Here is a 19,735-nt window from a genome sequence, read left to right as displayed (position 1 = left end):
CAAGGAAGAGCAGTATGATGCAACCTTCAGACCTTCTACGCCGAAAATTCGATATCCAGCCGCTGGCCCAGGCCGACATGACGGTGCGCCTGGACGGGCTGGCTGTCAGCGCTGCCCATGGTGAAACCGTCCTCACCGTCATCCAGTCCCTGGGGCAACGTCAGGTGGCCCGCAACGATCACGACCAGATCAGCGGCGCGTACTGCGGCATGGGCGTGTGCCAATGCTGCCTGGTCAAGATCGACGGTCGCCACAAGCGCCGCGCCTGCCAGACTTTGGTACGCCCCGGCATGCAGATCGAAACCCGGGTCAACCGCATCACCGAAACGGAGGCACCATGAGCCTCGATCCGGTGATTGTCGGCGGTGGGCCGGCGGGCATGGCCGCAGCCATTGAACTGGCCTCCCATGGCGTGCGCTGCACCTTGCTCGAAGAAGCGCCGCGCCTGGGTGGCGTGGTGTATCGCGGACCGTTGCGCGATGGCGTGCGCCTGGATTACCTGGGCCCGCGCTACAGCGAAGCCCTGGAGAAGCTCCACGGTGAATTCCAGCAACACGCCGGCCTGATCGACGTGCGATTGAGCAGCCGTGTCATCGGTGCCGAAGGTTTCCGGGCGCTGATGCTGCTCGATGCCGACGAACGCCTGGGCGAGGTCGCCTATTCCCATCTGGTCCTGGCGGCCGGTTGTCATGAACGCAGCGTGCCGTTTCCTGGTTGGACCCTACCAGGCGTGATGATGCTTGGCGGCCTGCAATTGCAGATCAAGAGCGGTGTGGTCAAGCCGCCGAGCCCGGTGGTGATCGCTGGCACCGGTCCGTTGCTGCCACTGGTGGCTTGCCAACTGCACGCTTCGGGCGTGGCGGTGGCGGGGGTGTTTGAGGCCTGTGCGTTCGGCCGGATCGCCAAGGAAAGCCTGGCGTTGCTGAACAAGCCGCAACTGTTCCTCGAAGGCCTGAGCATGCTGGCCTACCTCAAGCTCAATCGTATTCCCGTGCGCTATGGCTGGGGCGTGGTGCAGGCTGACGGCGAGGGTGAGTTGAGCGTCGTTACCGTGGCGCCTTATTCCACGACCTGGGAACCCGATCTCAAACGCGCTGAACAGGTACCGGCCCAGACACTGGCAGTCGGCTACGGGTTTATCCCGCGGACTCAATTGAGCCAGCAGATGGGCCTGGAGCACGGTTTCAGCGACGACGGCTATTTGCGGGCCGTGTCCGATGCCTGGCAACAGAGCAGTGAAGCGCACATTCACCTGGCCGGCGACATGGGCGGGATTCGCGGCGGTGAAGCCGCCATGCTCAGTGGGCGCATCGCAGCGCTGTCGATCCTGATGCAACGCAACGTGCTGGATCCGTCCACGGCCATGGCGCGCCGCGAACGCTACCAGGCGCAACTGGACCGGATCATCCGCTTTCGTGCCGCCGTGGATCGCTACACCCAGCGTGGCGCCGGGCAAACCGCGTTGCCAGCCGCCGATACGGTGATCTGCCGCTGCGAGCACGCCACCCGCGCCGACATCGACCGGGCGCTGGAGCAAGGCGTGCAAGACATGGCCAGTCTGAAGATGCGCACCCGCGTGAGCATGGGCGATTGCCAGGGGCGGATGTGCGTCGGTTACTGCAGCGACCGCTTGCGCGAGGCCACCGGGCGTGCCGACGTAGGGTGGTTGCGGCCGCGTTTTCCCATCGATCCGATTCCCTTTTCAGCGTTCCAGAATGTCGGCATGGAGGCCGTTTCCCATGATTAAGGACTATGACGTGGTGATCGCCGGTGGCGGTGTGATCGGGGCCTCCTGTGCCTATCAACTGTCCAAGCGCAAACACCTGAAAGTCGCCCTGATCGACGCCAAGCGTCCCGGCAACGCGACCCGTGCGTCTGCCGGCGGCCTGTGGGCCATCGGCGAGTCGGTGGGCCTGGGCTGCGGGGTGATCTTCTTTCGCATGATGTCGGCCAACCGCAAGCGCCAGACCCAGGGCGCCGCCGTGGCGGTGGACGCCAGCACGCCACACATCCTGCCCCAGTCGTTCTTTGATTTCGCCTTGCAGTCCAACGCGATGTATCCGCAGTTGCACCGCGAGTTGATCGACAACCATGGCATGGATTTCAAGTTCGAGGAGACCGGGCTCAAGTTCGTGATCTACGACGATGAAGACCGTTTGTACGCCGAGCACATCGTCGCCTGCATTCCTCACCTGGCGGACCAGGTGCGCTGGCTTGACCAGGCTGCCCTGCGTGAGGCGGAGCCGAACGTCAGCCATGAAGCCTTAGGGGCGCTGGAGTTTCTCTGCGATCACCAGGTCAGCCCGTTCCGTCTGGCCGACGCCTACACCGAAGGCGCCCGGCAGAACGGCGTCGACCTGTTCTTCAACACCAGCGTGACCGAGGTGCTGCGCAGCGGTACGCGGGTGACAGGCGTGAAAACCGCCGAGGCGGGGACGTTCAACTGCCGGACCCTGATCAACGCAGCCGGTGCCTGGGCGGCGGACCTGAGTGAGCAGGCCACTGGCGTGCGGATTCCGGTCAAACCGGTCAAGGGGCAGATCCTGCTGACCGAGCGCATGCCGAAGATCCTCAACGGCTGCCTGACCACCAGCGACTGCTATGTGGCGCAGAAAGACAACGGTGAGATCCTCATTGGCAGCACCACCGAAGACAAAGGCTTCGACGTGACCACGACCTATCCCGAGATCGAAGGGCTGGTGCAAGGCGCGGTGCGGTGTATCCCGCAACTGGTCGACATCAACCTCAAGCGGACCTGGGCCGGCCTGCGCCCGGGGTCACCTGATGAATTGCCGATCCTGGGGCCGATGCGCGGGGTGCAAGGCTATCTCAATGCCTGTGGGCATTTCCGCACCGGCATCCTGACCTCGGCCATCACCGGGGTGCTGCTGGATAAGCTGGTGAACAACGAGCCATTGCCGGTGGACATCACGCCGTTCCTGGAAGCTCGCTTCGAGGTGGCGCCGACGGTTAAGCCCAAGGAAATGGAATTGGTCTGAGCAAATCCTGTGGGGGCTACAGAACCCGCATCCACCACAAAGTCCTGTGGGAGCGAGCTTGCTCGCGAAAGCGTCAGGTCAGCCAGCAGCAATGTTGACTGATACACCGCTATCGCGAGCAAGCTCGCTCCCACAGACACCGCGCTCGGCTGTTATTCCATCGGCGTACCGACAAACGCCTCCAACCCTTCGGCATAGGCCGTAAACGCGCTGATCAACGGGAACGGCTTGCCCTGCAGCTGGTCTGGCACCACCAGGTTGGTGAAACTCCAGGCCACTGCCACGGTGATGCCGGCCTGATCGAGTGTGCCATCAGTGCCCAACGGCTGCTTTTCCAGTTCCTGCTCCAGCATGCCATAAGCCGCCGCCAGTTGGCCTTCCACGCGTTCAACCCAGGGGGCGTGCTGGATCTCTGTCGGTCGCAGGTTGCGTTCGTAGTAGATCTGCACCGACTTCTCGCACGCCGCCATGGCCAAACCGATCAGGCGCAGTGCGCGCACCCGCTGCCCAAGGTCGGCCGGCATCAAGCTGTTTCCCGGCGCGGCCAGGGCCTCCAGGTACTCGATGATCAATGTGGAGTCCATCAGCACGTTGCCGTCGTCCAGCACCAGGGTCGGGGCCTTGACCACCGGGTTGATGCGCTGGAACTGTTCAAAATGCCTGAACACCGAAACGGGCTCGTGCTCCAGCTTAACCCCCAGGCATTTGGCGCAAATGGCGACGCGCCGCACATAGGGCGAGTCCAGCATGCCGATCAGTTTCATGACTTCTCCTTTAGAAAATCTTGTGGGTGTTAATCCTCGAACCCGACCTGTTCATGGATTTCATCCACCTTGAGTTCCAGTCGGTAAGCCACCGCGATGAACAACGCCTGGCACAGGCACAACGTGGCACTCAACGAACGGAAGGCGAACGAACTGCCTTCGTTGACCAGCAACACCGCGTTGGCCCGTTTGGCCAGCGGCGACAGGTTGCTGTCGGTGATAATCAGGGTCTTGGCCTGGTGGTGCTGGGCAATGCGCAGGCAGTGCTGGGTTTCCTTGCCATAGGGCGTGAAGCTGATGGCGATGACCAGGTCGTTGGCGCGCACGCTGCGCATCTGCTCGCGGTAACTGCCCCCCAGGCCGGACACCAGGTGAATGCGTTTATTGGTGTGTTGCAGGTTGTAGACCAGGTAATCGGCGACTGCGAACGAGCGGCGCACACCCACCACGTAGATGTTGTCGGCGTTGACCACCAGGTCCACGGCCTTTTCGAACGCCTGGTCGTCCAGCTCCAGCCCCAGGCGCTCGATGCCCGACAGGGTTGCGTTGACGCATTCGCGGGCCAGGTCGCCGCCGCTGGCTTTCTGCGACTTATTGGCGATCATGCTGCGGATGCGCTGCTGGTAGTTCTGCACCGGGGTGGTCTTGTGGGTGTAGGCCTCGCGGAACAACGCCTGCATTTCGCTGAACCCGCTGAAGCCGAAACGCTGGGAAAACCTGACGATGGCCGAGGGGTGCACTTCGCATTCCCGGGCGATGTCGCTGATACGGTCGACCATGATCCGGTCGCTCTGCTGGCTCATGTAGCTGGCAATGCGTTTGAGCTGGCGCGGCAGGCTTTCGTATTCATCGGTGATCAGTTGCAGCAGGCGCTCGGCATTGATCGGTGGGCTCGAGAGGGCGGGTTCGGACGCGCTCTCGGACGGCGCCGGCAGATCATCGGGGCGGGTCATAGAAAATCCTTCTGGCTTGTTCTTATAGGGCGGCCCGAAAAAGGCCGGCCCTCGACAATAGGTTGGCTGGTCGCAGTCTACAGCGTAGGCGCAGGGAAAATCATGGGTGGACAAATGTTGCAGCAGGTGCTGAAACGATGCACTGCGCCTGGCTCGCTTCGGCTAGGGTGCTCTGGAAAAAATATTCCACATTGAAAGATTATAGAATAATTATTGATTGTTGCGCGCCGCTCGTTTTAGTCTGCATTCACCAACAGCGTTGGCGCCGGTTCCGGTGACAAGCGCAGGCTGATAAAAATAACAGGAGCCAGCATGGGCCAGACTCGTTTTGCCAGTGGGCGTCAATTGGATGTGATCTGCCTGGGACGCCTGGGCGTGGACCTTTACGCGCAGCAAGTCGGCGCGCGCCTGGAAGATGTCGCAAGCTTCGCCAAGTACCTCGGTGGTTCGTCGGCCAACATCGCCTTCGGTACGGCACGCCTGGGGCTCCGGTCGGCGATGTTGAGCCGAGTAGGGGACGACCACATGGGCCGCTTCCTGGTGGAGTCCCTGGCGCGCGAAGGCTGCGACGTCAGTGGCATCAAGGTCGATCCCGAGCGCTTGACGGCCATGGTCTTGCTGGGGATCAAGGACCGGGAAACCTTTCCGCTGGTGTTCTACCGGGAAAATTGCGCCGACATGGCGTTGCGCACCGAAGACATCGATGAAACCTTCATTGCCTCCAGCAAGGCTTTGCTGATCACCGGCACCCATTTCTCTACCGATGGCGTCTACAAGACCAGTGTCCAGGCGCTGGATTACGCTCAGAAGCACAACGTCAAATGCGTGTTGGACATCGACTATCGGCCGGTGCTCTGGGGCCTGGCAGGCAAGGCTGACGGGGAAACCCGTTTTGTCGCCGACCAGAAGGTCAGTCAGCATGTGCAAGGCATTCTGCCGCGTTTCGACCTCATTGTTGGCACTGAAGAAGAATTCCTGATCGCCGGCGGCAGCGAAGACCTGCTGAGCGCTTTGCGCACCGTGCGCTCGCTGACGGCGGCGACCCTGGTGGTCAAGCTTGGCCCGCAAGGTTGCACGGTGATTCATGGCGCCATCCCGGCCCGCCTTGAAGACGGGGCCCTTTACCCTGGCGTCCGGGTCGAGGTCTTGAATGTATTAGGCGCCGGTGATGCATTCATGTCGGGGTTCCTCGCCGGTTGGCTGGAGGACGCCAGCGATGAGCGCTGCTGTCAGTTGGCCAATGCCTGCGGCGGCCTGGTGGTGTCGCGCCATGCCTGTGCCCCGGCGATGCCGACCCGGGCCGAGCTCGACTATTTATTCAAGAGCCCGGTGCCGATCACCCGGCCGGACCAGGATGTCGTGCTGCAACGGCTGCACCAGGTCAGCGTGCCCCGCAAGGCCTGGAAACAACTGTTTATCTTTGCTTTCGACCATCGCTGGCAACTGGTGGAGCTGGCCCAGAAGGGCGGCCGCGACCTGAGCTGCATCGGTGACCTCAAACAACTGTTCATCCAGGCGGTGGAGCGGGTCGAAGCCGACTTGCAACGCCAAGGCATCGAGGCCGACGTCGGTCTGTTGGCCGACCAACGCTTCGGCCAGGACTCGCTGAACGCTGCCACCGGACGTGGCTGGTGGGTGGCGCGGCCGGTGGAAGTGCAGGGTTCGCGGCCACTGGCGTTTGAACACGGGCGCTCCATTGGCAGCAACCTGATCGCCTGGCCACAGGAACAGATCATCAAGTGCCTGGTGCAGTTTCACCCTGATGACGAACCACTGCTGCGTCTGGAGCAGGAAGCGCAATTGATGGGGTTGTACAAGGCTTCCCAGGTCAGCGGCCATGAATTGCTGCTGGAAGTCATTGCGCCCAAGGATCATCCATCGCCGCACCCGGACGTGCTTTATCGTGCCCTCAAGCGCCTCTATAACCTGGGTATTTTTCCCGCGTGGTGGAAGATCGAAGCCCAGAGCGCGGAGGAATGGAAACAGCTCGATGAGCTGATCCAGCAACGCGACCCGTATTGCCGCGGCGTGGTCTTGCTGGGCCTCAATGCCCCGGCCGCCGTCCTGGCCGAAGGCTTCCGTCAGGCCAGCCAGAGCACCACCTGCCGCGGTTTTGCCGTGGGTCGCACGATCTTCCAGGAACCGAGCCGGGCCTGGCTGGCCGGGGAAATCGATGATGAAACGCTGATCCGGCAGGTGCAGGGCAGGTTTGTGGAGTTGATCGAGGCGTGGCGCAGTGCCCGTGCTTGATGTACAGGGCTTTTGTGCTCAGCGATTGCTTGCGCTGGACGCTGTAGGAGCTGGCGAAGCCTGCGATCTTTTGATCTTGATCGTTCGCTCTTGACTCAATTGGTATTGGAAAAATCGCAGCCTCGTTGCACTCGACAGCTCCTACAGGGCGCAGCCGAGCGGGAGCCATCTCTGGCCACAGGTGATCGGTTGAACATTAGAGACAACAATAAAAGGTGCAGCCATGCCCGCTATTCGAATTGGCATCAACCCGATTTCCTGGAGCAACGATGACTTGCCGTCGTTGGGCGGCGAGACGCCGTTGAGCACGGCGCTGAGTGAAGGCAAGGAAATCGGTTACGAAGGTTTTGAGCTCAACGGCAAGTTCCCCAAGGATGCCAAGGGTGTCGGCGATGTGCTGCGCCCCTATGACCTGGCGCTGGTCTCCGGTTGGTATTCCAGTCGCTTGGCCCGGCGTTCGGCGGCCGAAGAAATCGACGCGATCGCCAATCACGTCGAACTGCTGGCACAGAACGGCGCCAAGGTGCTGGTCTATGGTGAAGTCGCCGATTCGATCCAGGGCCAGCGGATTGCGCTGATCGAGCGGCCGCGTTTCCATACCGATGGTGCCTGGCAAGCCTATGCCGACAAACTCACCGAACTGGCGCGCTTCACTTTGTCCCAAGGCGTGCGCCTGGCCTATCACCACCACATGGGCGCCTACGTCGAGTCGCCCTCGGACATCGACAAGCTGATGGCCCTGACCGGCAGCGAAGTGGGCCTGCTGTTCGACTCGGGCCACTGCTACATGGGCGGTGGCGAACCGTTGCAGGTGCTGCGCAAACACATTGAGCGGGTCTGCCATGTGCACTTCAAGGACGTGCGCAAACCGGTGGTGCAACTGGCGCGCAATAACCTCTGGAGCTTTCCCGACTGCATCATCAACGGCACCTTCACCGTGCCGGGGGATGGCGACATCGACTTCGCCGCGTTGCTCGATGTGCTGCTGGCCGGCGACTATCAAGGCTGGTTGGTGGTGGAGGCCGAGCAGGACCCGGCGGTAGCACCGAGTTATGCCTACGCCAAGAAGGGCTACGACACCCTGCGTGCCTTGCTGCAAGAAAGGAGCCCGTCATGAGCCTGTTGATCAAGAGCCATTCCAGCGGCCGAACCATGGTCCAGTTGCCGGCAGGTGAGCTGCAATACGTCGGGTTCGCCGCCTACCGCCTGAGCCTCGGCGAAACCCTGCCGGTGGCCGCCGGTGACAAGGAGCTGTGCCTGGTGCTGCTCAGTGGTCGCATCGGCCTCAAGGGCGAAGCACCGGGGCAGGGGGCCTTCGATTGGGACAACCTCGGTGATCGCCAGTCGGTGTTCGAGGACAAGTCACCGTATGCCGCTTACCTGCCGCCCGGAAGCCAGGCCCAGGTCACCGCGTTGAGCGATGTACAGATTGCCGTGTGCGCCGCGCCGGGGTCTGCGCAGAACAGTTATGGCCCACGGTTGATCCGCCCGGACAGCATCAAGCGCAGCGTGCGCGGCAAGGGCGCCAACACCCGTTATGTCTGCGACATCCTGCCGGACAGCGAACCGGCCCATTCACTGCTGGTGGTGGAAGTGCGTACGCCGTCGGGGCACTCGTCGAGCTACCCGCCGCACAAGCACGACACCGACGACCTGCCGCACCAGAGCTTCCTGGAGGAAACCTATTACCACCAGGTCAACCCGTCCCAAGGCTTCGTGTTCCAGCGGGTCTACACCGACGACCGCTGCATCGACCAGGCCATGGCCGTGGAGAACAGCGACCTGGTGGTCGTGCCCAAGGGCTATCACCCGGTCAGCGTGCCCTACGGTTACGAGTCGTATTACCTGAACGTCATGGCCGGACCGAAGCGGGTCTGGCAGTTCCATAACGATCCGCAGCACAGCTGGCTGCTGGACCTCTGATTTCCAACATTCGCACGGAGAACAAGAACAATGAGTGACGCCCCGGTAGTAGGCCATTACCTCAACGGCCACGTGCAGGACCGCGACAGCACGCGGTTTAGCAATGTCTTCAACCCGGCCACCGGCGCGGTGCAGGCCCGGGTGGCCCTGGCCGAGCGGGGCACCGTCGACGCGGCAGTGGCCTCGGCGCTGGCGGCGTTCCCGGCCTGGTCCGAGCAGTCGTCATTGCGTCGCTCGCGGGTGATGTTCAAGTTCAAGGAGCTGCTGGACCGTCACCACGACGAACTGGCGCAGATCATCAGCCGTGAACACGGCAAGGTGCTGTCCGATGCCCACGGCGAAGTCACCCGTGGCATCGAGATTGTCGAATACGCCTGCGGTGCGCCGAACCTGCTCAAGACCGATTTCAGCGACAACATCGGTGGCGGCATCGACAACTGGAACCTGCGCCAACCCCTGGGCGTTTGCGCCGGCGTCACGCCGTTCAACTTCCCGGTGATGGTGCCGTTGTGGATGATTCCCCTGGCGCTGGTCGCCGGCAACTGCTTCATCCTCAAGCCTTCGGAACGCGATCCGTCCGCCAGTTTGCTGATGGCCCGTTTGCTGACCGAAGCCGGCTTGCCGGACGGTGTGTTCAACGTGGTCCAGGGCAACAAGGTGGCGGTGGATGCACTGTTGCAGCACCCGGACATCGAAGCGATTTCCTTTGTCGGCTCAACGCCGATTGCCGAGTACATCCACCAGCAGGGCACGGCGCACGGCAAGCGCGTGCAGGCTTTGGGCGGGGCCAAGAACCACATGATCGTCATGCCAGACGCCGACCTCGACCAAGCGGCGGATGCCTTGATCGGTGCCGCCTACGGCTCGGCCGGTGAGCGCTGCATGGCGATTTCCATTGCCGTGGCAGTGGGTGATGTGGGCGATGAATTGATTGCCAAACTGTTGCCCCGAATAGACCAACTGAAGATCGGCAACGGTCAGCAGCCCGGCACCGACATGGGGCCGCTGGTCACCGCCGAGCACAAGGCCAAGGTCGAAGGCTTCATCGACGCCGGCGTGGCCGAGGGCGCTCGGCTGATCGTCGATGGCCGTGGTTTCAAGGTGCCCGGGGCCGAGCAGGGCTTCTTTGTCGGCGCGACGCTGTTCGACCAGGTCACCACCGAGATGAGCATCTACCAGCAAGAAATTTTCGGCCCGGTGCTGGGGATCGTTCGCGTACCGGATTTCGCCACGGCGGTGGCGCTGATCAACGCCCATGAGTTCGGCAACGGTGTGTCGTGCTTCACCCGTGACGGCGGCATTGCCCGGGCGTTCGCCCGCAGCATCAAGGTCGGCATGGTGGGCATCAACGTGCCGATTCCGGTGCCCATGGCCTGGCACTCCTTTGGTGGTTGGAAGCGTTCGTTGTTTGGCGATCACCATGCCTACGGTGAAGAAGGCCTACGCTTTTACAGCCGCTACAAAAGCGTGATGCAGCGCTGGCCCGACAGCATCGCCAAGGGGCCTGAGTTCAGCATGCCGACGGCCCAATAACCTTTTTTATGAGTGCCGGAGGGAGAACAACAATGAACAAACCCCTGCGTTTTGCCTTGAACCGAATGGTTGCGCCACGCTTGTCACTGCCCGCATTCATCGACCTGGCCCTGGCATTGAAAACCGACGCCATCGAGATCCGCAACGATCTGAAGGGCGTCGAGATCGAAGACGGCATGCCGCCGGCCCGGGTGCGCGAGTTGTGCGAGGCGCGCGGCATCAAGGTGCTGTCGATCAACGCCCTGTACCCCTTTGACGTGTGGAACGAAGAGCGGCGTGTCCAGGCCGTGCGGTTGGCCGATTACGCCCGTGAATGCGGCGCCGAGGGGCTGGTGATGTGCCCGCTCAATGATCGCGCCGACCTGCGCAGCGAGGCTGAACGCGCGGCGGGGCTGCGTACGGCCCTTAGTGAGCTGGCCCCGATCCTGCGCGCCTTCGGCATCTACGGGTTCATTGAACCCCTGGGTTTCGAAGAGTGCTCGTTGCGCCGCAAGCGCACGGCGGTGGAAGCGATCAAGAGCATTGGCGGGCTGGATGTGTTCCGCCTGGTGCATGACACCTTTCACCATCATTTAGCGGGCGAGCAGGCGTTCTTCCCCGAGCTGACCGGGCTGGTGCACATCTCCGGCGTCGAGGATGCCCAGGCGCCGCTGGCGACGATCCGCGACGGCCACCGGGTGCTGGTGGGCGAGGCCGACATCCTCGGCAACGCCGTACAGATCCAGGCGTTGCGGGCCGGAGGCTACGAGGGCTACCTGTCTTTCGAACCGTTCGCCGAGAGCGTCCATGACCTGGTCGACATCCGCCAGGCGTTGGGGGCGAGCATGAACCATCTGCAAAGCTCACAGGCATGACACCGTTATCAAAATGATGAAGCCCTCCTGTGGGAGCGAGCCTGCTCGCGATGGCGGTAGCACATTCAACGCATAGGCGCCTGACACACCGCTATCGCGAGCAGGCTCGCTCCCACAGTGGACTGAGTCAGCCGCAAATTTGCATTCCAGACAAGGTGCAAGCATGACCACAACACGACTGACCATGGCCCAGGCCCTGGTGAAATTCCTCGATAACCAGTACATCGAGGTCGATGGCGTCCAGAGCAAGTTCGTCGCCGGGGTCTTTACCATTTTCGGCCACGGCAATGTGCTGGGCCTGGGCCAGGCGCTGGAGCAGGACAGCGGCGACCTGGTGGTTCACCAGGGTCGTAACGAGCAAGGCATGGCCCATGCCGCCATCGGTTTTGCCAAGCAGCATCTGCGGCGCAAGATCTACGCCTGCAGCTCGTCGGTGGGGCCCGGTGCGGCGAACATGCTGACCGCCGCAGCCACCGCGACGGCCAACCGTATCCCATTGCTGTTGTTGCCCGGCGACGTCTACGCCAGTCGTCAGCCGGACCCGGTGCTGCAACAGATCGAGCAGTTCCACGACCTGAGCATCAGCACCAACGATGCCTTCAAGGCTGTGAGCAAGTACTGGGATCGCATCAACCGCCCCGAGCAACTGATGACCGCTGCGATCCATGCGATGCGCGTACTGACCGACCCGGCCGAAACCGGCGCGGTGACCCTGGCTTTGCCCCAGGACGTACAGGCCGAAGCCTACGATTACCCGGATTACTTCCTGCAAAAGCGTGTCCATCGCATCGACCGTCGTCCGGCCACCGAGGCGATGCTCGGTGATGCCCTGACGCTGCTCAAGGGCAAGCGCCAGCCGTTGATTATTTGTGGCGGCGGCGTGCGCTACGCCGGGGCCAACGCCGCGTTGCAGGCCTTTGCCGAGCGCTTCGATATTCCGTTCGCCGAGACCCAGGCGGGCAAGAGCGCGGTGGTGTCCAGTCATCCGCTGAACGTCGGCGGCGTCGGTGAAACCGGTTGTCTGGCGGCAAACCTGCTGGCCAAGAAAGCCGACCTGATCATCGGCATTGGCACCCGCTACAGTGATTTCACCACGGCATCGAAATGGCTGTTTCAGCACCCCGATGTGCAGTTCCTCAATCTCAACATCAGCCCCTGCGATGCCTTGAAGCTCGACGGCGTGCAACTGCTGGCCGACGCCCGTTCGGGGCTGGAGGCACTGTCTGCCGCGATGGGCGACTATCGCGCCGAATGGGGCGCACAGATCGCCGATGCCAAGGCCCAGCTCGACGCGGAAGTGGACCGGATCTATCAGGCGGACTTCCAGACCGAGGATTTTGTCCCGCAAATCAACGACCACATGGACCCGGCGGTGTTTCACGAATTCATCGAGCTCACCGGTTCCTGCCTGACCCAGAGCCGCGTGCTCGGCACCCTCAACCAAAACCTGGCGGATGACGCCATCATCGTCGCCGCGGCTGGCAGCCTGCCCGGCGACTTGCAGCGCAGTTGGCGCAGCAAGGGGGAGAACACCTATCACGTCGAGTACGGTTATTCGTGCATGGGCTACGAGGTGAATGCGGCGCTGGGGGTGAAACTCGCCGAGCCCGACAAAGAGGTCTATGCGTTGGTGGGCGATGGTTCCTACATGATGTTGCACTCGGAGCTGGCGACCTCGATTCAGGAACGCCGCAAGATCAATGTGGTGCTGCTGGACAACATGACGTTCGGTTGCATCAACAACCTGCAAATGGAACACGGCATGGACAGCTTCGGCACCGAGTTCCGCTTTCGCAACCCGGACACCGGCAAGCTCGACGGCGGTTTCGTGCCGGTGGACTTCGCCATGAGCGCCGCGGCCTACGGCTGCAAGACCTACAAGGTCAAGACCCTCGACGAGCTGCGCGCGGCCCTGGCCGATGCGCGGCGCCAGAGCGTCTCGACGCTGATCGACATCAAGGTCCTGCCCAAGACCATGATCCACAAGTACCTGTCGTGGTGGCGAGTCGGCGTGGCGCAAGTCTCCACCAGCGCCCGCACCGATGCAGTCGCCAAGACCCTCAATGAACGACTGGCCAAGGCCCGTCAGTACTGATTGCCCCAACAATACGAAAGGAGTTCTCTACATGTCTTTGAAGCTGGGCGTCATCGGCACCGGGGCCATCGGCCAGGACCATATCCGTCGTTGCAGCCAGACCTTGCTCAACAGTCAGGTGGTGGCGGTGACCGATATCAACTTGCCACAAGCGGCCAAGGTCGTTGCCGATCTCAAGCTGACCGCTGAGGTTTACCCCGACGGTCACGCGTTGATCAAGGCGCCGGACGTGGAGGCAATCCTAGTCACCTCCTGGGGCCCGAGCCACGAAGAATTCGTGCTGGCGGCGATTGCGGCGGGCAAACCGGTGTTCTGTGAAAAACCCCTGGCGGTCACAGCCGAAGGCTGCCGCAAGATCGTCGAGGCCGAAGTGGCCCACGGCAAGCGCCTGGTGCAGGTCGGCTTCATGCGCCCTTACGATGAAGGCTATCGCGCGCTCAAGGCGGTGCTCGACAGCGGCCAGATCGGTGAACCGCTGATGCTGCATTGCGCCCACCGCAACCCGAGCGTGGGCGAGAACTACAAGACCGACATGGCGATCACCGACACCTTGATCCATGAGCTGGATGTGTTGCGCTGGCTGCTGGCCGATGACTACGTCTCGGTGCAAGTGGTGTTTCCACGCAAGACCAGCAAGGCCCTGGCCCACTTGCGTGACCCGCAGATCGTCTTGCTGGAAACCGCCAGGGGCACGCGCATCGACGTCGAAGTGTTCGTCAACTGCCAGTACGGCTACGATATCCAGTGCGAAGTGGTGGGGGAGACCGGCATCGCCAGGCTCCCGGAGCCCTCCCAGGTGCAATTGCGCAGTGGCGCCAAGTTGTCCAATGCGATCCTGATGGACTGGAAGGACCGCTTCATCGCGGCCTACGACGTCGAATTGCAGGCCTTCATCGACGGCGTGCGCGCCGGGCAAGTGGGTGGGCCGTCGGCCTGGGATGGTTTTGCCGCCGCCGTGGCGGCGGATGCCTGTGTGGCAGCGCAGCAGAGCGGGCAGATCGTCAAGGTCGACCTGCCCGAGCACCCGCGCTTCTACGGCTGACCACATTTCTCCTTTGGGGATGCGGTCAAATTGTGGGAGCGAGCCTGCTCGCGATAGCGGTGGGCCAGTCAACACCGATGCAAGCCGATCGCGACGCTATCGCGAGCAGGCTCGCTCCCACAGGGTAGTGGTGTGTATTCAATGACTTTCAAGGAGCTTTCATGCGAATCGGACTAGTCGGCTACGGTAAAGGGGGGCGTTTTTTTCATGCGCCGCTGATCAGCAGTCTGCCCGGGGCTACGTTCGTCGGGGTGGTGACCCGGTCTGCCGAGCGGCGCCAGCAACTGGCGAGTGATTATCCGCGCGTCTACGCCTTCGACTCTCTCGAACAACTGGTCGCTGCGGGCGTTGATGCGGTGGTGGTGTCCACGCCGCTGGAAGGTCGTCCGGAGGTGGTGATGCAAGCCATTGACCTCGGCGTGGCGGTGGTCAGCGACAAGCCTTTTGCCTGGGATGCAGCGCAGGCCGAGGCGATAGTGGTGGCCGCAGAACAACACAAGGTGCCATTGAGCGTGTACCAGAACCGCCGTTGGGATTCGGATTTCCTGACGCTGCGCAAGCTGCTGGCGTCCGGCGCCCTGGGGCAGGTCATTCGTTTTGAATCCAGCGTCGAGCGCTATTCGCCGACTTCGGTCGGCAAAGGCAGTGGTGGTGGGTTCCTGCGCGACTTGGGCAGCCACTTGGTAGACCAGGCGCTGCAACTGTTCGGGCCGGTGGAACAGGTCTACGCCGAGCTGGACTACCGGCAGCCTGACCAGGTGTTCGACAACGGCTTCTTCATGTCCTTGACCCATGCCAGTGGTGTGATTTCTCACTTGAGCGGCAACTGTATGCAGCACGCAGCACGCCCGCGCTTTCGGGTCAACGGCACCCTGGGCTGCTATACCGTCGAAGGCCTGGACGGGCAAGAGGCCCAGGCGCTGGCAGGCTTGAGCCCGGCGACCGAGGGTGAACGCTGGGGGGCTGAAGAGCATCGGCGCTGGGGCTGGTTCGAACACGGCACCGAGCGCGAGCGGGTGACCTCGGAGCGTGGCTGCTGGCTGGCGTTCTACCAACACCTGCAAACCGCGTTGCAGGGCGCTGGCCCGCTGCCGGTGGAGGCCCGTGATGCACTGGCGACCACGCGCATCCTTGATGCTGCCAGGCTGAGTGCCGAGCAGGGCGAAGTGGTGCGATTGTCCACGCCGGTTGGCCATGGAATGAAAAACGAATAAAATTCTAAAATTGGTTGATATAGAAAATATATTCCAATAGAGTCGATTCCAGGTTACCGACAATCCTGTCTGTCTCCCCGCCAAGCCAGCCTTGACCGGATGACTGACGAAACAAAAACAAGAAACACAGCTAGGTACCGTCGATGAAAACCTTCAGCCGCTCTGCGTTTCACCTGCCACATCTGCTGCGCCTGTCCGCAGTCCTTCCTCTGTTCGAATCCCTGTGTATCCAGCGTAAGGGCACCGTGGTGTGTTGCATGCCCGGCGCGCCCATCGTGCGCTTGCCCCGTTCCTGATCCGTCACGCCTTATCCATAAAACCAACAAAAAAGTGGAGAAAGACCGTTCATGAAGACCAAGACCCGTATCGCCTCGCTGGCCCTGTCGTTGATGCTCACCAGCGGCGCTGCCCTGGCGGACCTGAGGATCGGCGTCAGCATGTCCCAGTTCGATGACACCTGGCTGACTTACCTGCGCGAATCCATGGACAAGAAAGCCAAATCCCTGCCGGATGGCGTCACCCTCCAGTTCGAAGACGCGCGCAGTGACGTGGTCAAGCAACTGAGCCAGGTGGAAAGCTTCATCAGCCAGAAGGTCGATGCGCTCATCGTCAACCCGGTGGACACCGCCGCGACCCAGCGCATCACCAAGGCCGCCGTGGCCGCTGGTATCCCTCTGGTGTACGTCAACCGCCGTCCGGATGATCCGACGTTGCCAGAAGGTGTGGTTACCGTGGCATCCGATGACCTGGAAGCGGGCCGCATGCAGATGCAATACCTGGCCGACAAGATGGGCGGCAAGGGCGACATCGTGATCCTGCTGGGCGACCTCGCCAATAACTCCACCACCAACCGCACCAAGGGTGTCAAGGAGGTGCTGGCCAAATACCCTGACATCAAGATCGAGCAGGAGCAGACGGGCACCTGGTCCCGGGACAGGGGCATGACCCTGGTCAACGACTGGCTGACCCAGGGCCGCGATTTCAATGCCGTGGTGTCCAACAACGACGAGATGGCCATCGGCGCCGCCATGGCCCTCAAACAAGCGGGCACCAAGAAGGGCAGCGTATTGATTGCCGGGGTCGATGGCACACCGGACGGCTTGAACGCCATCAAGAAAGGCGACATGACCGTCTCGGTGTTCCAGGACGCCAAGGGCCAGGCCGACGGCTCGATCGATACGGCCGTGAAAATGGTCAAGAACCAACCGGTCGAACAGTCCGTCTGGGTGCCGTATCGCCTGATCACGCCGGAAAACGTCGATCAGTTCAAGTGACGTTTGACGCACCGGTCCCACCACAACAATAAACAGGCAAGGTTGTAACGCCGACCTTGCCGAGGGAGTACCTGATCATGTTCGCTTCAGCGACTGCTTCGAGCGCCCCGGCGATGACTTTCCGGCCGGACGTAATACCTGATGAACCGTACCTGCTGGAAGTCGTCGATGTCAGCAAAGGCTTTCCCGGCGTGGTGGCCCTGACCGATGTACAACTGCGGGTACGCCCCGGTTCCGTGCTGGCCCTGATGGGCGAGAATGGCGCGGGCAAATCCACCTTGATGAAGATCATCGCCGGTATCTACCAGCCGGACGCCGGCGAACTGCGCCTGCGCGGCAAGCCGGTGACGTTCGACACGCCGCTGGCGGCGTTGCAGGCCGGTATCGCGATGATCCATCAGGAACTGAACCTGATGCCCCATATGAGCATCGCCGAAAACATCTGGATCGGTCGCGAGCAGCTCAACGGTCTGCACATGGTCGACCATGGTGAGATGCATCGCTGCACCGCCCGGCTGCTGGAGCGCCTGCGCATCAACCTCGACCCTGAGGAGCAGGTGGGCAACCTGAGCATCGCCGAGCGGCAGATGGTGGAGATTGCCAAGGCCGTGTCCTACGACTCCGACATCCTGATCATGGACGAGCCGACCTCGGCCATTACCGAGACTGAAGTCGCCCACCTGTTCTCGATCATTGCCGACCTCAAGTCCCAGGGGAAGGGCATCATCTACATCACCCATAAAATGAACGAAGTGTTCGCCATCGCTGACGAAGTGGCAGTGTTTCGCGACGGCGCCTATATCGGCCTGCAACGGGCCGACAGCATGGACGGCGACAGCCTGATTTCGATGATGGTCGGGCGTGAATTGAGCCAGTTGTTCCCGGTGCGGGAGCAACCCATCGGCGACTTGATGCTGTCGGTGCGCGACCTGAGCCTGGACGGCATCTTCCAGGGCGTGTCCTTCGACCTGCATGCCGGGGAGATACTGGGCATCGCCGGGCTGATGGGCTCGGGCCGGACCAACGTGGCCGAGGCGATTTTCGGCGTGACCCCGAGTACCGGTGGCGAAATCCTGCTGGACGGCCAACCGGTGCGTATCAGCGACCCGCACATGGCCATCGAGAAAGGCTTCGCGCTGTTGACCGAGGACCGCAAGCTCAGTGGCCTGTTCCCGTGCCTGTCGGTGCTGGAAAACATGGAGATGGCCGTGCTGCCCCATTACGTCGGCAACGGCTTCATCCAGCAGAAAGCCCTGCGCGCCTTGTGTGAGGACATGTGCAAGAAGCTGCGGGTCAAGACCCCGTCGCTGGAACAGTGCATCGACACCTTGTCCGGCGGTAACCAGCAGAAAGCGCTGTTGGCCCGCTGGCTGATGACCAACCCGCGCATCCTGATCCTCGACGAGCCGACCCGTGGCATCGATGTCGGTGCCAAGGCCGAGATCTACCGGCTGATTTCCTACCTCGCCAGCGAAGGCATGGCGGTGATCATGATTTCCTCGGAACTGCCGGAAGTCCTGGGCATGAGCGACCGAGTCATGGTGATGCACGAAGGCGACCTGATGGGCATCCTCGACCGCAGCGAAGCGACCCAGGAACGCGTCATGCAATTGGCCTCGGGCCTGTCCTGATGCCCGTCAGTCCAGATAAAAAAGGTGAATGGTTATGAACGCGATACTGGAAAACAAACCCGCGGCAGCACCGGCCAGGGCGCGCCGGCGACTGCCGACGGAACTGAGTATCTTCCTGGTGCTGATCGGCATCGGCCTGGTCTTCGAGATGTTCGGCTGGATCGTGCGCGACCAGAGTTTCCTGATGAACTCCCAGCGCCTGGTGCTGATGATCCTGCAAGTGTCGATCATCGGCCTGCTGGCCATCGGTGTGACCCAGGTGATCATCACCACGGGTATCGACTTGTCGTCCGGCTCGGTGCTGGCGCTGTCGGCCATGATTGCCGCCAGCCTGGCCCAGACTTCTGACTTCTCCCGGGCGGTGTTTCCCTCCTTGACGGACTTGCCGGTGTGGATACCGGTGGTGGTGGGGCTCGGCGTAGGGCTGCTGGCCGGGGCGATCAACGGCAGTATCATCGCCATTACCGGTATTCCGCCGTTCATTGCCACTCTCGGCATGATGGTCTCGGCCCGTGGCCTGGCGCGCTACTACACCGAAGGCCAACCGGTGAGCATGTTGTCCGACTCCTATACGGCCATTGGGCATGGCGCGATGCCAGTGATCATCTTCCTGGTGGTGGCGGTGATCTTCCACATCGCCCTGCGCTACACCAAGTATGGCAAGTACACCTACGCCATTGGCGGCAACATGCAGGCGGCGCGCACATCAGGCATCAACGTCAAGCGCCACCTGGTGATCGTCTACAGTATTGCCGGGTTGCTGGCGGGGTTAGCCGGCGTGGTGGCCTCGGCGCGGGCGGCGACCGGGCAGGCGGGCATGGGCATGTCCTATGAACTGGACGCGATTGCCGCGGCCGTGATTGGCGGCACCAGCCTGGCGGGTGGGGTGGGGCGCATCACCGGGACCGTGATCGGGGCACTGATCCTTGGGGTGATGGCCAGCGGTTTTACCTTCGTCGGTGTCGATGCCTACATCCAGGACATCATCAAAGGCCTGATCATCGTGGTGGCGGTGGTCATCGACCAGTACCGCAACAAGCGCAAACTCAAGCGCTGATGCCCAAGAAAGTTGCGACAGAGCGCCACGCCTGACCCGCGTGGCGTTGCCATTTGTCTTCTTAATACAGCAATTGCACCGAATTTCTTGTTATAAACGCACTCCGATGACTGCCAAAAGCCTGTCAGGGAACATTTGAAGGGGTT

At 62.0% G+C, this 19,735-nt stretch carries 16 protein-coding genes; 14 read left to right on the top strand and 2 right to left on the bottom strand.

Translation table 11 applies throughout. From position 1 onward, the window contains the following. Positions 1-14: 14 nt before the first annotated feature. From hcnA to hcnC, 3 genes are read left to right on the top strand one after another with little or no spacing between them, the layout of a single operon-like run. The gene (gene hcnA, locus AACY31_RS19595; RefSeq protein ID WP_445261565.1) at positions 15-341 is read left to right on the top strand and encodes a cyanide-forming glycine dehydrogenase subunit HcnA; all 327 of its coding nucleotides are present in this window, start codon (positions 15-17) and stop codon (positions 339-341) included. After that, complete coding sequence (gene hcnB / locus AACY31_RS19590; RefSeq protein WP_339492404.1) at positions 338-1,747, top strand: cyanide-forming glycine dehydrogenase subunit HcnB; 1,410 nt, start codon at positions 338-340, stop codon at positions 1,745-1,747. The genes hcnA and hcnB overlap by 4 nt, the downstream gene beginning before the upstream one ends. Then, entirely contained in the window at positions 1,740-2,999 is a 1,260-nt protein-coding gene (gene hcnC / locus AACY31_RS19585) for a cyanide-forming glycine dehydrogenase subunit HcnC (RefSeq protein ID WP_339478752.1), read from the top strand. Before hcnB ends, hcnC begins: the two co-directional genes overlap by 8 nt. Before the next feature lie 152 nt (positions 3,000-3,151). Here the strand turns inward: hcnC and AACY31_RS19580 are convergent, their stop codons facing one another. Both AACY31_RS19580 and AACY31_RS19575 read right to left on the bottom strand, forming a co-directional pair. Then, positions 3,152-3,763: a glutathione S-transferase gene (locus AACY31_RS19580; RefSeq protein WP_339492406.1), complete on the bottom strand. Its 612-nt coding sequence runs from the start codon at positions 3,761-3,763 to the stop codon at positions 3,152-3,154. A gap of 29 nt (positions 3,764-3,792) precedes the next feature. Then, positions 3,793-4,716, bottom strand: coding sequence for a MurR/RpiR family transcriptional regulator (locus AACY31_RS19575; RefSeq protein WP_014337867.1), 924 nt, complete (start codon positions 4,714-4,716; stop codon positions 3,793-3,795). Positions 4,717-5,028: 312 nt separating this feature from the next. Here AACY31_RS19575 and AACY31_RS19570 point away from each other — a divergent pair, with 312 nt between their 5' ends. The 11 genes from AACY31_RS19570 to AACY31_RS19520 all read left to right on the top strand — a co-directional run bounded on the left by AACY31_RS19570 (position 5,029) and on the right by AACY31_RS19520 (position 19,589). Further along, positions 5,029-6,966 (top strand): bifunctional 5-dehydro-2-deoxygluconokinase/5-dehydro-2-deoxyphosphogluconate aldolase, encoded by a 1,938-nt coding sequence (locus AACY31_RS19570; protein WP_339478754.1) that lies wholly within the window; start codon positions 5,029-5,031, stop codon positions 6,964-6,966. Positions 6,967-7,189: 223 nt separating this feature from the next. Further along, on the top strand, positions 7,190-8,083 hold the full coding sequence (iolE, locus tag AACY31_RS19565; protein WP_339505000.1) for a myo-inosose-2 dehydratase: 894 nt from the start codon (positions 7,190-7,192) through the stop codon (positions 8,081-8,083). After that, positions 8,080-8,889: a 5-deoxy-glucuronate isomerase gene (iolB, locus tag AACY31_RS19560; RefSeq protein WP_339478757.1), complete on the top strand. Its 810-nt coding sequence runs from the start codon at positions 8,080-8,082 to the stop codon at positions 8,887-8,889. Before iolE ends, iolB begins: the two co-directional genes overlap by 4 nt. Positions 8,890-8,919: 30 nt before the next feature. After that, entirely contained in the window at positions 8,920-10,422 is a 1,503-nt protein-coding gene (locus AACY31_RS19555; protein WP_339478758.1) for a CoA-acylating methylmalonate-semialdehyde dehydrogenase, read from the top strand. 32 nt (positions 10,423-10,454) lie between these two features. Continuing rightward, a complete protein-coding gene (locus AACY31_RS19550) occupies positions 10,455-11,276 on the top strand; it encodes a TIM barrel protein (RefSeq protein WP_339478760.1) in 822 nt (273 codons plus the stop codon). A gap of 163 nt (positions 11,277-11,439) precedes the next feature. Beyond that, positions 11,440-13,371, top strand: coding sequence for a 3D-(3,5/4)-trihydroxycyclohexane-1,2-dione acylhydrolase (decyclizing) (iolD, locus tag AACY31_RS19545; protein ID WP_339504998.1), 1,932 nt, complete (start codon positions 11,440-11,442; stop codon positions 13,369-13,371). 31 nt (positions 13,372-13,402) lie between these two features. Next, positions 13,403-14,413 (top strand): Gfo/Idh/MocA family protein, encoded by a 1,011-nt coding sequence (locus AACY31_RS19540; protein ID WP_339504997.1) that lies wholly within the window; start codon positions 13,403-13,405, stop codon positions 14,411-14,413. A gap of 161 nt (positions 14,414-14,574) precedes the next feature. Further along, the gene (locus tag AACY31_RS19535; protein WP_339504995.1) at positions 14,575-15,627 is read left to right on the top strand and encodes a Gfo/Idh/MocA family protein; all 1,053 of its coding nucleotides are present in this window, start codon (positions 14,575-14,577) and stop codon (positions 15,625-15,627) included. Positions 15,628-15,974: 347 nt separating this feature from the next. Next, entirely contained in the window at positions 15,975-16,901 is a 927-nt protein-coding gene (locus AACY31_RS19530; protein WP_339478765.1) for a sugar ABC transporter substrate-binding protein, read from the top strand. 77 nt (positions 16,902-16,978) lie between these two features. Further along, positions 16,979-18,532, top strand: a complete 1,554-nt coding sequence (locus tag AACY31_RS19525) for a sugar ABC transporter ATP-binding protein (RefSeq protein WP_339492416.1) — start codon at positions 16,979-16,981, stop codon at positions 18,530-18,532. A 34-nt stretch (positions 18,533-18,566) separates the two neighbouring features. Then, positions 18,567-19,589 carry an ABC transporter permease gene (locus tag AACY31_RS19520; RefSeq protein WP_339478769.1) on the top strand — a complete coding sequence of 341 codons (1,023 nt, stop codon included), beginning with the start codon at positions 18,567-18,569 and terminating at the stop codon, positions 19,587-19,589. The last annotated feature ends 146 nt before the right edge of the window (positions 19,590-19,735 follow it).

Source organism: Pseudomonas sp. RL_105y_Pfl2_101 (assembly GCF_963970585.1).
Taxonomy (GTDB): Bacteria; Pseudomonadota; Gammaproteobacteria; order Pseudomonadales; family Pseudomonadaceae; genus Aquipseudomonas.
Note: the sequence above shows the minus strand (reverse complement) of the source record. Positions and strands in the feature narration are given on the sequence as shown.

What these genes read in the sequence shown, in the direction of transcription:
- AACY31_RS19550 (WP_339478760.1), top strand. Translation starts at nt 10,455, where the DNA reads ATGAACAAACCCCTGCGTTTTGCCTTGAACCGAATGGTTGCGCCACGC.
- iolB (WP_339478757.1), top strand. Translation starts at nt 8,080, where the DNA reads ATGAGCCTGTTGATCAAGAGCCATTCCAGCGGCCGAACCATGGTCCAG.
- hcnC (WP_339478752.1), top strand. Translation starts at nt 1,740, where the DNA reads ATGATTAAGGACTATGACGTGGTGATCGCCGGTGGCGGTGTGATCGGG.
- AACY31_RS19540 (WP_339504997.1), top strand. Translation starts at nt 13,403, where the DNA reads ATGTCTTTGAAGCTGGGCGTCATCGGCACCGGGGCCATCGGCCAGGAC.
- hcnA (WP_445261565.1), top strand. Translation starts at nt 15, where the DNA reads ATGATGCAACCTTCAGACCTTCTACGCCGAAAATTCGATATCCAGCCG.
- AACY31_RS19570 (WP_339478754.1), top strand. Translation starts at nt 5,029, where the DNA reads ATGGGCCAGACTCGTTTTGCCAGTGGGCGTCAATTGGATGTGATCTGC.
- hcnB (WP_339492404.1), top strand. Translation starts at nt 338, where the DNA reads ATGAGCCTCGATCCGGTGATTGTCGGCGGTGGGCCGGCGGGCATGGCC.
- AACY31_RS19530 (WP_339478765.1), top strand. Translation starts at nt 15,975, where the DNA reads ATGAAGACCAAGACCCGTATCGCCTCGCTGGCCCTGTCGTTGATGCTC.
- AACY31_RS19520 (WP_339478769.1), top strand. Translation starts at nt 18,567, where the DNA reads ATGAACGCGATACTGGAAAACAAACCCGCGGCAGCACCGGCCAGGGCG.
- AACY31_RS19575 (WP_014337867.1), bottom strand. Translation starts at nt 4,716, where the DNA reads ATGACCCGCCCCGATGATCTGCCGGCGCCGTCCGAGAGCGCGTCCGAA.
- iolE (WP_339505000.1), top strand. Translation starts at nt 7,190, where the DNA reads ATGCCCGCTATTCGAATTGGCATCAACCCGATTTCCTGGAGCAACGAT.
- AACY31_RS19535 (WP_339504995.1), top strand. Translation starts at nt 14,575, where the DNA reads ATGCGAATCGGACTAGTCGGCTACGGTAAAGGGGGGCGTTTTTTTCAT.
- AACY31_RS19525 (WP_339492416.1), top strand. Translation starts at nt 16,979, where the DNA reads ATGTTCGCTTCAGCGACTGCTTCGAGCGCCCCGGCGATGACTTTCCGG.
- AACY31_RS19580 (WP_339492406.1), bottom strand. Translation starts at nt 3,763, where the DNA reads ATGAAACTGATCGGCATGCTGGACTCGCCCTATGTGCGGCGCGTCGCC.
- iolD (WP_339504998.1), top strand. Translation starts at nt 11,440, where the DNA reads ATGACCACAACACGACTGACCATGGCCCAGGCCCTGGTGAAATTCCTC.
- AACY31_RS19555 (WP_339478758.1), top strand. Translation starts at nt 8,920, where the DNA reads ATGAGTGACGCCCCGGTAGTAGGCCATTACCTCAACGGCCACGTGCAG.